This window comes from Ruegeria sp. HKCCA5463 (genome assembly GCF_013034175.1).
Lineage (GTDB): Bacteria > Pseudomonadota > Alphaproteobacteria > Rhodobacterales > Rhodobacteraceae > Ruegeria.
The window spans coordinates 657,252-670,091 of the sequence record NZ_WQFL01000001.1; the positions used below are offsets into that span (position 1 = coordinate 657,252).

Consider the following 12,840-nt stretch of genomic DNA (forward strand, 5'->3'; position numbering starts at 1 on the left):
CATTCGAACAGAAAGAACAAGATCGGTGGCTCCGATTCCGTGGCGGGTTGGCCTCCACATAATGCCTAATGGCGTGGCTGTCATCAAAGGATCACACTCACCTATTGCCGCAGGTCAGGATTTCGCAGATCGGGGCAAGTTCACGAAGGAGATGACATGTGCAATCATATGTGCTGTCATGCCAATTAATATGTGCAAATCAGGATGGGTGAAGCACGCAAAGGGCCGGAATGTGGCAACATAAACCTCAAAAGAAGCAGGAGCGGATCAAACAACGGTGCCACAGGTGCCGGGGAATGGGCCGGGCGCCCTGTCAGATCTGCAACGGGGCGGGCGAAGTTGTCAAAAGCCGGGATATTCTTGGAAAACCGATCTCCAGCCGGTGCGACGGGTGTTTCGGGCTGAAAACGATCCGCTGCACGATTTGTGGCGGGGAAGGTTATATTTGAATAGAAAAAGCCCGGACAGTGCCGGGCTTTCATCACGCAATGCACCCTGAGTTTACCCGTCAGCTGGTGCCGTGGTTTCGGGTTGTTCGTTTCCTGCCGTGCAGCTGGCAACCAGTTCCTCGTATTGTGCAGTCACCCAACCCAGAGCGGCTTCGGGGTTTTGCTCTTCAATCTGGCTGCTGAACTGCTCGAACACCTTGGCCGAGCGGCTTTCGTCCACGATTGTATAGGACTGGCCGGTCATGACCGTGTCATAGACAAAGAAGGCGATTGCAACCAGCAGAATACCGCGCGCGATGCCGAAGAACAGCCCCAGCGCCTGATCCAGGCCACCCAAAGCCGAGCGCTGCACCAGCGATGAAAACAGCGGTGTGAAGATGCTGACCACAATCAAAGCCAAGGCAAAGACGGCTGCAAAGCCGGTGATCACCGAAAGTTCACAGCTGTCGCGCAGGAAATCCCCAACCACCGGGATTTCTTTGACCAGCGGTACAGCCTGTGGGGCAAAGATGAATGCCAGAACGGCCGCCGCGACCCAGCCTGCAATGGCCAGAACTTCGCGCATGAAGCCACGTGAGTAGGCCAGCAAGCCCGACAGCACGATGATCAGGGCGACGACCCCGTCAATTATTGTAAAACCTTCCATGGCCCTCGCCTGTTCTTTTTCTGCCCCTTAAGGCGCGACTTTAACCTGCTCCGAAGGTTTCGCCAACAAACCCCACCAAATCAGAGGGTCGGGTGAGTGTCAGACCTGCCACAGTGCCGGTTTTACCACCAGCCGGAGCAATTGCCGCCGTGAAACCAAGTTTTTGCGCTTCTTTCAACCTGTTTTCGGTCTGTGGGGCCGGTCTAAGTGCGCCGGACAGCGAGATTTCTCCGAATACGACCGTGTCGGCGGGCAATGCTGTGTCTTCGCGGGCACTCAGAAGGGCGGCGGCCACAGCCAGATCGGCGGCGGGTTCGCTGACCTTCAGACCTCCGGCAACGTTGAGATAGACGTCGAGCCCGGCAAAAGGAATGCCGCAGCGGGCCTCGAGCACCGCAAGGATCATCGCCAACCGCCCGCTGTCCCAACCAACAACGGTGCGGCGGGGCTGTGAATGGGGCGAGGGTGCGACCAGAGCCTGCAATTCGACCAGCACGGGACGAGTGCCTTCAATGCCAGCAAAAACAGCAGAGCCGGGGCTTGGCGTGCCACGTTCGGACAGGAACAGGGCCGAGGGGTTGGTCACTTGCGCCAGACCCTTGCCGGTCATCTCGAACACGCCGATTTCGTCCGCTGGCCCAAAGCGGTTCTTGACCGCGCGCAGGATGCGGAACTGGTGGCCGCGCTCGCCCTCGAAATAAAGGACGGTATCAACCATGTGCTCGACCACACGAGGGCCCGCGATCTGGCCTTCCTTGGTGACGTGGCCAACCATGATGATCGAAACACCGTGCCGTTTCGCAAACGTGGTCAGTTCATGGGCTGCGGCCCGGACTTGTGATACGGAACCGGGTGCGCTGTCGACATTGTCTGCCCACATCGTCTGAATCGAATCGATGATGGCCAGGCCCGGTTTTTCGGCTTCCAGCGTCGTGAGGATATCGCGCAGGTTGGTTTCGGCGGCGAGTTGAACGGGGGCGTCCTCAAGCCCAAGACGGCGTGCGCGCATACGAACCTGTGCGCTGGCTTCTTCGCCCGAGACATAGATGGTCTTCACGCCCGCACGCGCGAAACGCGCTGCGGCTTGCAGCAGCAGGGTGGATTTCCCGATGCCGGGGTCTCCGCCCACCAAAAGGGCGGAGGCCGGGACCAGCCCGCCGCCCAAGACGCGGTCCAGCTCCTCGACCCCGCAGAGGGTGCGGGGCGGCGGTGTTTCCTCGGTGGACAAATCCGTGAGTGCGATGGACTGGCCGCGTTTGCCGCCGAGGGATTTTCTGGCCGGGCCAGTCGATATGGGCGCGTCCTGAACAATGGTGTTCCATTCGCCGCAACCGTCGCAGCGTCCGGACCATCGTGTATGCGTCGCACCGCAGGCCGAGCAGGAGAAGGATGTCGTCTTTGCCATGACGCACTTGGTGCCCGAGCTTGGGCGGTTCTTCAAGCCCTTGCGGGCTTTCCTCACCGCCGATGGCGCGCTGCGGCCTCAGGCCCGGTTGGGCCATCGCCCGAAGCGGGCGCTGGCGCGCCTATTCCGCCGGTCGAAGGGGCGACAATGCAACCACGCTGGACGCCTTTGAGGAGCCGATGTTGCGCGGTGTGTGCAGTTGGGTCGACAATTCGGGCAGAAGCTCGAACAACTCATCCCGCAGGCGGGTAAGTTGCGACCTGGCGATCGTCTCTTCCATTTCCACATCCCGCGTCCATTGACGCAATTCGTTCTGGATGACCTGCGCCTCTTCCAGACGTTGTTGAAACAGTTCGATCTCTTCCTGTCGCTGTTGCAGGAACATCCGCGCGCGTTCGACCTGCGCATCGCCATAGGTCCGGGCCAGTTCCTGACTGATCTGGCTCATCTGCGCGGCCAGTTCCAGGATCTCGGGCTCGAGCGATTGCAGGTCGGGGTGCTGGCGCAGAAACCCCATACGTTCCTTGACGGCGTCAAACTCGGACGACATCATGAACAGCCCGCCGCGATCGGCGGCATGTGCCATTTGATACGCGTCCGCGATGTCATGCATATTGAGGGCAAAATTGCGGTGGTTGTTTTCCAGCGCCATCATTCGGGCATTTGCCGGCAGGTAAAACGCCAGCATGAGAATCAGCGCTGTCAGGCCAATCTGGATTAACATGCCGGCATCCTTTGCCGGCGCCTCGCCAAATCCGGCCTGCATCGAGAGCCAAGGCAATACGCCAAAAGCGGATAACAGTGTGGCTGAAACGGCTGACAAGGCCGCCAAACAGATCAGGAAAAAAGTCAGTCTTAAAAAGGCATTCTGAAATTGCAATGTAATACTGTGGAGGGCGGCCATGATCGTCGAACTCCTTCTCAAACCGGTACACACCGGGCCAAAGCGGAAGGTAGTCAAACGATTGCGTACGATCCGCTGCGGACCCGAAAACTACAAAACACTGCTGCTCGAAATATAAAGATGATACTTAGATTTGTGTTTTCATTCAATTAGGTCTGAGCTTTTCGTGAAGTGGATGTCATCTCTGTAATATGGCCAAGCACGATCGACGCCAAAATGCAGGCCGTGAACAGGTAGAGACCCCATGCGGTCTCAACGGTGGCGTATGAGATGCCCTTGGCCAAAGTGATGTAAAGCGCGATCAGGAAAATGTCGGCCATGGCCAGCTTGCCGAGGATGTTGAGCGCAGGTTGGACGCGGGCATCCAACAGGTTCCATTGGATCAGCGCGGTGCCGATGGTTTTGATGTAGGGCGCGAAGAGGGCGAAGATGGTGACGATCAGCGCAAGGAAGACGTCGGATTTCCACAAGGATTTCAGCCCGGTGATGACACTGATTTCGCTGAGGCCGAAGATCGGCAGAAACCCCGCGCGCATCAGCGGGGCGAACCACGCGATGGGGTAAAGGATCAGGAGGGAGAGGGTGGCGAGGCGGAGGGGCATGACTGGGCGTCTAGGTAAGATTTCGAAATTTGCGGCGATGATTTGATATGGTTACCTTAAACCAGCACTCGCCACTGAGTTATTTTTAGACGGGGAGGAATGATGTCGGGTTTTGTGGCCTTCAAGTCAATTGTCGATCCATCGGACTGTGATTTTCTGGGGCATATGAACGTGTCCAAGTATTTTGCGGCATGTTCGGATTCCGTTTTTGCATTGCAGGCAGAGTTGGGGCTGACGTCCGAAGACATGCGGTCGGGAAGAAAGCTATCCTTTGCGGTGGTCTATGCAGAAAGCAATTTCCTTGCGGAATTGAGTGCCGGCGAGGCGATCCAAATGGAAAGCGAAATCCTGAAAGTAGGAACGAAGTCCATGACTTTCAGCCACAAATTAGTTCGAGTGATGGACGGTGAAACGACATTTTCGACGGTTTTCAAATGCGTCTTGCTCAACCTGCAGACAAGGCGCGCCGAAGCTATTCCTCAGGACGTTATCGAACGCTCGGCAAAGTGGCTGGCAAAGAGCGAAGATTAACGCACCGCCTCAATCGGCCCCTCTGCACTGCCGCTGATGAACTGCTCCACATAAGGATCACCCGAGGCATCCATCTGGCCCACCGGACCGGTCCATTGAATAACCCCTCCGTGCAGCATGGCAACGTTGTCGGCAATCGCGCGGACCGAGCTCATGTCGTGGGTGATGGTCATCGCGGTGGCGCCCATCTCGGTCACGATTTCGCGGATCAGGTCATTGATGACGCCGGACATGATCGGGTCGAGGCCGGTGGTGGGTTCGTCGAAAAAGATGATTTCGGGCTCGGCGGCGATGGCGCGGGCAAGGCCCACGCGTTTTTGCATGCCGCCTGACAGTTCCGCCGGAAAGCGGTCGGCCACGTCGGATTTCAGACCTACGCGGCGCAGTTTGTCGATGGCGAGTTCGCGGGCTTCCTCGGTTGGACGTTTCAGAGAACCACGCAGCAGGCGGAAGGCGACGTTCTGCCAGACGGTCAGTGAATCAAACAGGGCCGCGCCCTGAAACAGCATCCCGAACCGTGCCAGAAAGGCATCTCGGTCGCCTTTGCTGGCGTCTTTGCCGTCCACATAGATCATGCCGCTGTCGGGCTTGATCAGGCCCAGAATGCATTTCAACGCGACCGATTTTCCGGTGCCCGAACCGCCGATGATGACCATCGAGGTGCCCTTGGGGATCTCAAGGTTCATGCCTTGCAGCACGTGGTTGTCGCCAAAGGCCTTATGTACGTTCTCCATCCGGATCATAGCGAGAAGAATACCCCTGTGAGAACGAAGTTTGCGGCCAGGATCAGCACCGCCGCGGCCTCGACCGAACCCTTGGTGGCGCGTCCCACGCCCTGTGCACCACGCCCGGAATTCATGCCGTAGTAACAGCCCATGATGGCCGCGATCAGGCCAAAGGCCGCGCCTTTGACCAGCGACGAGACGATGTCGCGGGCTTCAAGGAAATCGATCGTGTTTTTCAGATAGGCGGCCGGGTTGAAGCCCAGATTTTGCGTGGCGACGGTGTAACCCCCGGCAATTCCGATGATGTCACCCACTGCCACCAAAGCCGGCACCGTGATCAGGGCGGCCAGAACGCGCGGGACGGTGAGGTATTTCATCGGATGCGTGGACAGCGTGACCAGCGCGTCGATCTGTTCGGTCACTTTCATCGTGGCGATTTCGGCCGCGATGGATGAGGTCACGCGCGCAGCAATCATAAGGCCGACCAGAACCGGGCCGAGCTCTCGCACCATGCCGATGGCGACGATCTGGGGCACCACCGCTTCGGCGTTGAAACGCGCGCCGCCAGCGTAGATCTGCAACGCCAGCGCACCGCCGGTGAAAATCGCGGTCAGGCCGACGACCGGCAGAGACAGCCAGCCGATGTTCAGCAGGGCCATGCCAAATTCGCGCGGATAGAAGGGGGGGCGCAGAATGTGCGAAATCGCATCAAGCGCGAACAATGCCACCCGGCCAAAGGCCGCAAGCAGGCTAAGAACTGTGCGGCCCAGACCTCCGAGCGCGGTGAGCGGGTTCATTCCACATAGCCCCGCGAATAGCGATTGCCCATTGATGTGAGGATTTCATAGCCAATTGTCCCGGCAGCTTCGGCCAGGTCATCGACGGTCTGATGGCCATTCAGGATACGCAGGCGTTCCGGGTCTTTGGGCAGGTCTGTTACGTCCACCGTGATCAGGTCCATCGAGATACGGCCAACAACCGGGCAGGGCTGATTGCCTGCGAAGGCGTCGATGCCGCCCCCGATGGCGCGATGCAGGCCGTCCGCATACCCGGCCGCGACGGTGGCGATACGGGACGGCCGGCGCGCCACCCAACTGTTGCCGTAACCAACGGTTTCGCCCACGGCCAATCTGCGCACCTGAATGACAGGCAGATCGACGGTGACAACGGGTTTGGCATCCGCAAAGGGCAGGCCGCCATACAGGCCGATGCCCGGGCGGCAGAAATCGAAATGGAACTCGGGCCCCAAAAGCAAACCGCCGGTCGCAGCCAGAGAACGCGGCGCGGCGATACCGTCGGTCATCTCGCGGAAGGTTTTCAGCTGATGCCGGTTCATCGGATGGTCCGGCTCGTCCGAGCAGGCCAGATGAGACATGACAACGGCTGGGTTCAGGGCCTCAGCCCTTGGGCGCAGTTCGGCCCAGTCGGCGGGTTCCAGACCCAGCCGGTTCATGCCACTGTCCAGCTGAATCCCAAAGGGATGGTCGGGCAGGGCCTCCATATGGCGCTGATACTGCTCGCCCGAATTGATCAGCGGGGTCAGGTCGTTGGCGCGCAGAAGGTCTGTGTCGCCCTCCATATGGCCGGAAAAGACAAAGATCATCGGGCCGGGGCCGACCGCCTTGCGGACAGCGGCGCCTTCTTCTGCGGCCGCCACAAAAAACTTGCGAACGCCTTCCTCGGCCAGTGTATCGCTGACGGGCCCGGCACCCAGCCCATAGGCATCGGCCTTGACCACGGCGCCGGTTTCGACCCCGGTTTTCGCGTCGAGCGCCCGCCAATTCCTGGCGAGCGCCTGAAGATTGATCGTCAAACGTGCAGTACTCATGGCACTGTTCATGACATTGCGCCGTCCAAGGTCAAGAGGGAATGGCGCATTTACCTGTCGGTTTATGTTGGTGTTTGGTCTGTTGTTACGGAAAACGCCATAAAACCGGAGGAAATGGCAGCATTCCGCCATGGTTGCAGGTTTTGGGGATTGTCTTCACATCAACGTTAAAGCGATCCTGGGAACCGGATCGTTCGGTTCCGGCAAAGACCGGGCGCAGCGTCAACTCATGAGGGAGCCATGGATTTTTCTACCGGTTTGACCCGTGACCCGTCAGAGATCATCCGTCTTTTTGCAGACGTTTTTTCCGCATCGGAAGGGCCAGAGGAAGGGGCGGCAATAGGTGCATTCGCACGTGAATTGCTCAACAGCACGCCGCCTGAAGATATCCTGGTGTGCACGGCTCAACACGATCACGAGCTGCTTGGCTGTGCCATCTTTTCCCGGATGACGTTTTCGCAGGATACGCGCAACGTGTTCATCCTGTCGCCGATGGCCGTGCAGACGGGCAGGCAAAAAACAGGTATTGGACAAGCGCTGATTTCCTATGGTCTGGATCGCTTGCGGGCCGCAGGTGTGGACGTGGCACTGACCTATGGCGACCCGGCCTATTATTGCAAAACGGGTTTTGTGCAGATCACCGAGGATACTGCCCAGCCACCGCTGAAACTCAGCCATCCGCACGGCTGGTTGGGACAGGCGCTGGACGGTTTTGACCTGAAACCGCTGAAAGGCCCGTCGCGATGCGTTTCCGCGCTGAACAATCCATTGCTGTGGTAGGCGGGATCGGTTTTTTCGCTTTGGTCGATGGCCTCGGATCTAGAGCCTAGAACAGAGCCTCATCTATGATCGCCTTGCTGTTCCGGACATGTCGGGCCACCAGCTTTTTCTGTCGCCTTCCGCTGGGGATATAAAAGGCAGGGTCCATATCCTTATTGCAGTCGAGACCCGGAAAAATCTGCAACAGCTCGTGCAACGCTTCGGGCGGAAGGGATTTGAGGGCTTCGGGGCCGGTGAACAGGCTTTCACTTGGCGCGCCTTCGGCAAAAAGAACCACATGACGGTCACAGACAACGTGATGATAAACCACCTGCGTCGCATCGTAATCCACGTAAACGCCCGGCAGGTCTGTCAACCGGATGGCCGAGACCAAAACGTCTCTTGTGTCGAACATGCGCTGCGCGATGTCCGATCGGACCAGCATTCTGTGCTGTCGCGAAACCGTCAGGTCTCGGCGGGGCAGGCCGTGCCCCAGGGCGCCGGCCGTAATGCGGACTGGGCGCAGTTCGGGTGATTTCAACAGATCGGCCTGGCGCAGGGACCGGGATAGAACAAGCCGCACGGTGGCCGCGCTGCCTTCGGTCGTCATCACTTTGTCACCGGGGCGGATATCCTGAACGCTGATTTCGCCACGGTCCGTCAGGATCAGGGTGTCCGAAACGAAACAGGGGGCGCCGGGGCTGGGATTGGGATCTTCAACAAAGTTGACCCCGTCCTTCGATGACAGAGACGCGGTATCGTCCGTGCCGTTGCTGCCGATCTGGGTCGAGGTCTGGCCACTGGCCGGCCCCTGTGTCGCAGTTACCTGCGAGTCGAAGGATACAAAGCTGAGGACCGAACCATTGTCCGAAAGTGAGACCGCCCCAAACCGGTTGATGCGCGCCGAAATCACGTAATAGTCGAACCCGCCCACGGTGGTCATCGTTCCGTTGTCGACATCCGTCGAACTGCGCACCGAGCCATTGGGGTTGTAAACATCGACCTGCAAGCCGGTGACGTCGGTTCCGGTCGGAACCCGGATTTCAATGAAATCTCCGTCCGGAGCAAAGTTCGGGCCGTTGCGATATCTTATTTCCGATATGATCGCGGGCAAATCAGTGGGTCTCCGGGCGGGTTTGGCGCGTTGGGTTGAACGTCACCGTCACGTTAACACCGGGCAGGAAAAACACCAAAGGGCTTGGCGTTTCATATCTGGGGCAGGTGTTCTGTCCGCGATCAATAACCCTCGATTTCACCACCCTGTTGCCAGGGCTTGACCAGATTGCCAAAGCGGGTGAATTGGGCTTCGAACGACAACTCGACCGTACCGATGGGTCCGTGACGCTGTTTGCCGACAATGACTTCAGCCTTGCCGTGCAGACGTTCCATCGCCTGCTTCCACTCTTCCATCTTTTCCAGTTCGTGATCACCGGGCTTTTCGCGCTCTTTGTAGTATTCCTCGCGGAAGACAAACATCACAACGTCGGCGTCCTGCTCGATCGAGCCGGATTCGCGCAGGTCGGACAGCTGCGGGCGCTTGTCGTCGCGGTTTTCCACCTGGCGCGACAGCTGTGAAAGAGCAATGACCGGGATGTTCAGTTCCTTGGCGATGGCTTTCATGCCCATCGAAATCTCGGCGATTTCGTTCACCCGGTTGTCGGCCATGCCGCGGCAGAGCTGTAGATAGTCGATGACCAGCAAGTCCAGCCCGTGGGTCCGTTTCAACCGTCGTGCCCGGGCGGCGAGTTGCGAGATCGGCAAGGCAGGGGTGTCGTCAATAAACAGAGGACAGGCTTCCAGCTCTTTCGCCGCATCCACAAAACGACGGAACTCGGCCTCGGTCATGTCGCCCTGACGGATTTTGTGGCTGGAGATCTCCGAGGCTTCCGCCAGAACCCGGCCCGCAAGCTGTTCCGCACTCATCTCGAGTGAGAAGAAGCCAACAACACCGCCATCGACCGCGCCTTCGCTGCCGTCGGGCTTTGTGCCACGCTTGTAGGCCTTGGCAACGTTGAAGGCGATGTTGGTCGCCAGCGAGGTTTTACCCATGGATGGCCGCCCGGCCAGAATGATCAGGTCGGACGGGTGCAAGCCACCCAATTGCTTGTCCAGATCGGCCAGGCCGGTGGAAATCCCGGCCATGCCGCCGCCGCGCTGGTAGGCCTCGTTGGTGACGTTGACGGCTTCGGTGACAGCCTTGAGGAAGGATTGGAAGCCTTGCTCGGTCTGGCCCTGCTCGGACAACTGATACAGCTGCTGCTCGGCCTCGACGATCTGTTCTTTCGGCTCGCTCGAGACATCGACCCGCGCCGCTTTGTCCGAGATGTCGCGGCCCAGCCGGATCAGCTCGCGCCGGATGGCAAGGTCATAGATCATCTGGGCATAGTCGTGCACCGCGAATGCGCTGATCGAAGCGCCAGCCAGTTTGACCAGATAAGCGGGACCGCCCAGTTCCTTCAGGCCCTCATCCTCGGCCATGAATGATTTGAGCGTCACGGGCGAGGCGAGCGCATTCTTTGCAATACGGGCCGAGGCCACCTCGTAGATACGGGCATGGACCGGATCATAGAAATGTTCAGCCCCGATGATCGAGGCGACCCGGTCGTACAGGTCGTTATTGGTCAGGATCGCACCCAGAAGCTGTTGTTCGGCCTCAATGGAATGCGGCATGGTTTCGGCGTTCTGAATCCGTGCCGCTGCCTGCTCGATACTGCTGATCTCGTTCATTTTGTCCCCGCTGCCCGTTCCGAGGTTCTACACGCGAAACGTCACCGCAAGCTATCTGGAAATACCTGTGACTAACTTGGGGTAAAGCCTAGGGATAACTTTCCAGACCGCTTGGATGCCTGCATATGCATCGCTTATTATGTAGGAATTGTCGGAAAAGTCACTACATATCGTGGCGACCTGCCCGATTCTTTCGGGTTTATCCCCAATCCTTCCACAATAGGTTTACGCTGGTTTATTGGCCTCTTGCCATCCGCGCGGGTCGTTCAGGAAAGCTTCGACACCCTCAAGTGTTTCCTGATCAAAGGCTTTCTGTGCCTTGGCCTCGGCCAGAACATCCCACCATGTGCAGAGCGAGTGGAGCTTGACGCCATGATCACCCAGCGTTTTCTCGGTCTCGGGGAAGATGCCGTAGTAGAAGATGACGGCTGTGTGCCCGCAGGTGGCACCGGTTTCGCGGATCGCATCGACAAAGGACAGTTTCGAGCCGCCATCAGTGGTCAGGTCTTCAACCAGCAACACACGCTCACCTTCGCTCATCGCCCCCTCGATTCGGGCGTTGCGGCCATAGCCCTTGGGTTTCTTGCGCACGTAGGTCATGGGCAGAGCCATGCGCTCGGCGACCATGGCGGCAAAGGGGATGCCCGCCGTTTCCCCGCCTGCGATGTTGTCGAATGCCTCAAAGCCAGCCTCCCGCATTACCGTGACGGTCAGGAAATCCATCAGGGTCGAGCGGATGCGCGGGTACGAGATCAGTTTGCGGCAGTCGATATAGGTCGGGCTGGGCAGCCCGCTGGCCAGCGTGAACGGTTCCCGCGAGTTGAAATGCACGGCCTTGATCTCCAGCAGCATCCGTGCAGTCAGGCGGGCGATTTCGGTGCTGTCGGGAAAAGAACTGGGGATCATGGCGCAAACCTCGGGGCTGAAAACACGTTGCGGGCTGATAGCCCGACCCTTGGGCCGGAGTCGAGAGGGATTGGACAAAAGAAAAGCGGACCCCCAAGAGGTCCGCTTTTGCCCATACGGGCGATGGGCAGCCAAGGTGGGCTTAACTGCTCATGTCATAGGCCCGCTCGCCATGTACCGAGAGGTCGAGGCCATTTGTCTCGGTCTCGGCGTCTACGCGAAGTGGCGTGATCTGTGCAACCAGTTTGACCAACACAAACGTGACAACTGCCGTAAAGGAACCCACGATAACGAGCCCGCCCAACTGAGCGGTCCAGGTTCCAAGGCCAAACAGGGCGATCATGAGTGTGCCGAAGATACCGCCGACACCATGCACGGCGAAGACATCCAGCGTGTCGTCGATATTCAGCTTGTTACGCACGATGCTGACGGCTTCCTGACACAGAACACCGGCCACCGCGCCAATGATCAGGGCCTGAACCGGACCGACGAAACCCGATGCGGGCGTGATCGAGGCCAGACCCGCGATTGTGCCGGTGACCAGACCGACCATCGAGGCCTTGCCAAAGCGGATACGCTCCCACAGGGCCCAGCTTAGCGATGCCGTAGCCGCGGACAGGTGCGTGACGGTCAGCGCCATCGCCGCTCCGCCATCGGCGGCCAGTTGCGAACCACCGTTGAAACCGAACCAGCCGACCCACAGCATTGCGGCGCCGACCATGACATAACCGGGGTTGTGCGGCGGAGTGGTGCGGTTGCGACGCGGCCCGAGGATGACCGCGACAATCAGTGCTGCCAGACCAGCGGTTTCATGCACCACGATGCCACCAGCAAAGTCTCGCACACCGATCTCGCCCAGAATGCCGCCATCAGCCAGCATCCCGCCACCCCAGATCCAGTGCACCACGGGCGCATAGCACAGCAGCATCCACAGCGCCGAGAAAGTCAGGACAAAGCCAAAGCCCACACGTTCGACATAGGCGCCCACGATCAACGCCGGGGTGATGATGGCAAAGGTCATCTGGAAGGCGAAGAACAGGATCTCGGGCAGGGTTCCTGCAAGGCTGTCCACGTCGACTCCGTTGAGGAAGGCCTTGCCCAAACCACCCCAAAGCCCGCTTTCACCGGGTCCGAACGCGATGGAATACCCTGCGACCAGCCACAGGACGCTCATCAAACAGGCAATAGCAAAGCAATGCATGAAAACGCTGAGGACATTTCGGGCACGCACGAGCCCGCCATAGAACAGGGCGAGGCCTGGCAATGTCATGAAAAGGACCAACGCGGTTGCTACGATGATCCAGGCTGTATCGGCTCCGTTCATGGGCCATTCTCCCTTCCGAATGAGTGCGCGGATC

Annotated in this window: 14 protein-coding genes; 3 read left to right on the top strand and 11 right to left on the bottom strand. The window is 59.0% G+C overall.

Annotation, left to right across the window (positions count from 1 at the left end; all coding sequences use genetic code 11):
- Positions 1 to 501 precede the first annotated feature (501 nt).
- The 3 genes from GOW09_RS03310 to GOW09_RS03320 form a co-directional block, all read right to left on the bottom strand.
- Positions 502 to 1,095: a CvpA family protein gene (locus GOW09_RS03310; protein ID WP_152458169.1), complete on the bottom strand. Its 594-nt coding sequence runs from the start codon at positions 1,093 to 1,095 to the stop codon at positions 502 to 504.
- Between the two features lie 40 nt (positions 1,096 to 1,135).
- Complete coding sequence (gene radA, locus GOW09_RS03315; RefSeq protein WP_171115616.1) at positions 1,136 to 2,500, bottom strand: DNA repair protein RadA; 1,365 nt, start codon at positions 2,498 to 2,500, stop codon at positions 1,136 to 1,138.
- 121 nt (positions 2,501 to 2,621) lie between these two features.
- A complete protein-coding gene (locus GOW09_RS03320) occupies positions 2,622 to 3,224 on the bottom strand; it encodes a DNA repair protein (RefSeq protein ID WP_253284165.1) in 603 nt (200 codons plus the stop codon).
- On the opposite strand from GOW09_RS03320, the gene GOW09_RS22510 reads away from it, so the two are divergent.
- Positions 3,223 to 3,372: a hypothetical protein gene (locus GOW09_RS22510; RefSeq protein WP_253284166.1), complete on the top strand. Its 150-nt coding sequence runs from the start codon at positions 3,223 to 3,225 to the stop codon at positions 3,370 to 3,372. The genes GOW09_RS03320 and GOW09_RS22510 overlap by 2 nt on opposite strands.
- 181 nt (positions 3,373 to 3,553) lie before the next feature.
- On the opposite strand, the gene GOW09_RS03325 is transcribed toward GOW09_RS22510, so the two are convergent.
- On the bottom strand, positions 3,554 to 4,006 hold the full coding sequence (locus GOW09_RS03325; RefSeq protein WP_171115621.1) for a paraquat-inducible protein A: 453 nt from the start codon (positions 4,004 to 4,006) through the stop codon (positions 3,554 to 3,556).
- A gap of 114 nt (positions 4,007 to 4,120) precedes the next feature.
- Between GOW09_RS03325 and GOW09_RS03330 the strand changes: the two genes are divergently transcribed.
- Positions 4,121 to 4,537 (top strand): thioesterase family protein, encoded by a 417-nt coding sequence (locus GOW09_RS03330; protein ID WP_217360252.1) that lies wholly within the window; start codon positions 4,121 to 4,123, stop codon positions 4,535 to 4,537.
- On the opposite strand, the gene GOW09_RS03335 is transcribed toward GOW09_RS03330, so the two are convergent.
- The 3 genes from GOW09_RS03335 to alr are packed head-to-tail and all read right to left on the bottom strand — an operon-like array spanning position 4,534 to position 7,090.
- Positions 4,534 to 5,280 (bottom strand): ABC transporter ATP-binding protein, encoded by a 747-nt coding sequence (locus tag GOW09_RS03335; RefSeq protein WP_171115625.1) that lies wholly within the window; start codon positions 5,278 to 5,280, stop codon positions 4,534 to 4,536. The two genes, GOW09_RS03330 and GOW09_RS03335, sit on opposite strands and share 4 nt — an antisense overlap.
- Entirely contained in the window at positions 5,277 to 6,059 is a 783-nt protein-coding gene (locus tag GOW09_RS03340) for an ABC transporter permease (RefSeq protein WP_171115626.1), read from the bottom strand. Before GOW09_RS03340 ends, GOW09_RS03335 begins: the two co-directional genes overlap by 4 nt.
- Positions 6,056 to 7,090 carry an alanine racemase gene (alr, locus tag GOW09_RS03345; RefSeq protein WP_171115628.1) on the bottom strand — a complete coding sequence of 345 codons (1,035 nt, stop codon included), beginning with the start codon at positions 7,088 to 7,090 and terminating at the stop codon, positions 6,056 to 6,058. The genes GOW09_RS03340 and alr overlap by 4 nt, the downstream gene beginning before the upstream one ends.
- Before the next feature lie 240 nt (positions 7,091 to 7,330).
- On the opposite strand from alr, the gene GOW09_RS03350 reads away from it, so the two are divergent.
- Positions 7,331 to 7,870: a GNAT family N-acetyltransferase gene (locus tag GOW09_RS03350; protein WP_171115630.1), complete on the top strand. Its 540-nt coding sequence runs from the start codon at positions 7,331 to 7,333 to the stop codon at positions 7,868 to 7,870.
- A 46-nt stretch (positions 7,871 to 7,916) separates the two neighbouring features.
- Here the strand turns inward: GOW09_RS03350 and GOW09_RS03355 are convergent, their stop codons facing one another.
- The 4 genes from GOW09_RS03355 to GOW09_RS03370 all read right to left on the bottom strand — a co-directional run bounded on the left by GOW09_RS03355 (position 7,917) and on the right by GOW09_RS03370 (position 12,806).
- Positions 7,917 to 8,963: a Hint domain-containing protein gene (locus GOW09_RS03355; RefSeq protein WP_171115632.1), complete on the bottom strand. Its 1,047-nt coding sequence runs from the start codon at positions 8,961 to 8,963 to the stop codon at positions 7,917 to 7,919.
- Between the two features lie 122 nt (positions 8,964 to 9,085).
- Entirely contained in the window at positions 9,086 to 10,576 is a 1,491-nt protein-coding gene (locus tag GOW09_RS03360) for a replicative DNA helicase (RefSeq protein WP_171115634.1), read from the bottom strand.
- A 225-nt stretch (positions 10,577 to 10,801) separates the two neighbouring features.
- The gene (locus tag GOW09_RS03365) at positions 10,802 to 11,482 is read right to left on the bottom strand and encodes an orotate phosphoribosyltransferase (RefSeq protein WP_171115637.1); all 681 of its coding nucleotides are present in this window, start codon (positions 11,480 to 11,482) and stop codon (positions 10,802 to 10,804) included.
- A gap of 142 nt (positions 11,483 to 11,624) precedes the next feature.
- Entirely contained in the window at positions 11,625 to 12,806 is a 1,182-nt protein-coding gene (locus tag GOW09_RS03370) for an ammonium transporter (RefSeq protein WP_171115639.1), read from the bottom strand.
- Positions 12,807 to 12,840 lie beyond the last annotated feature (34 nt).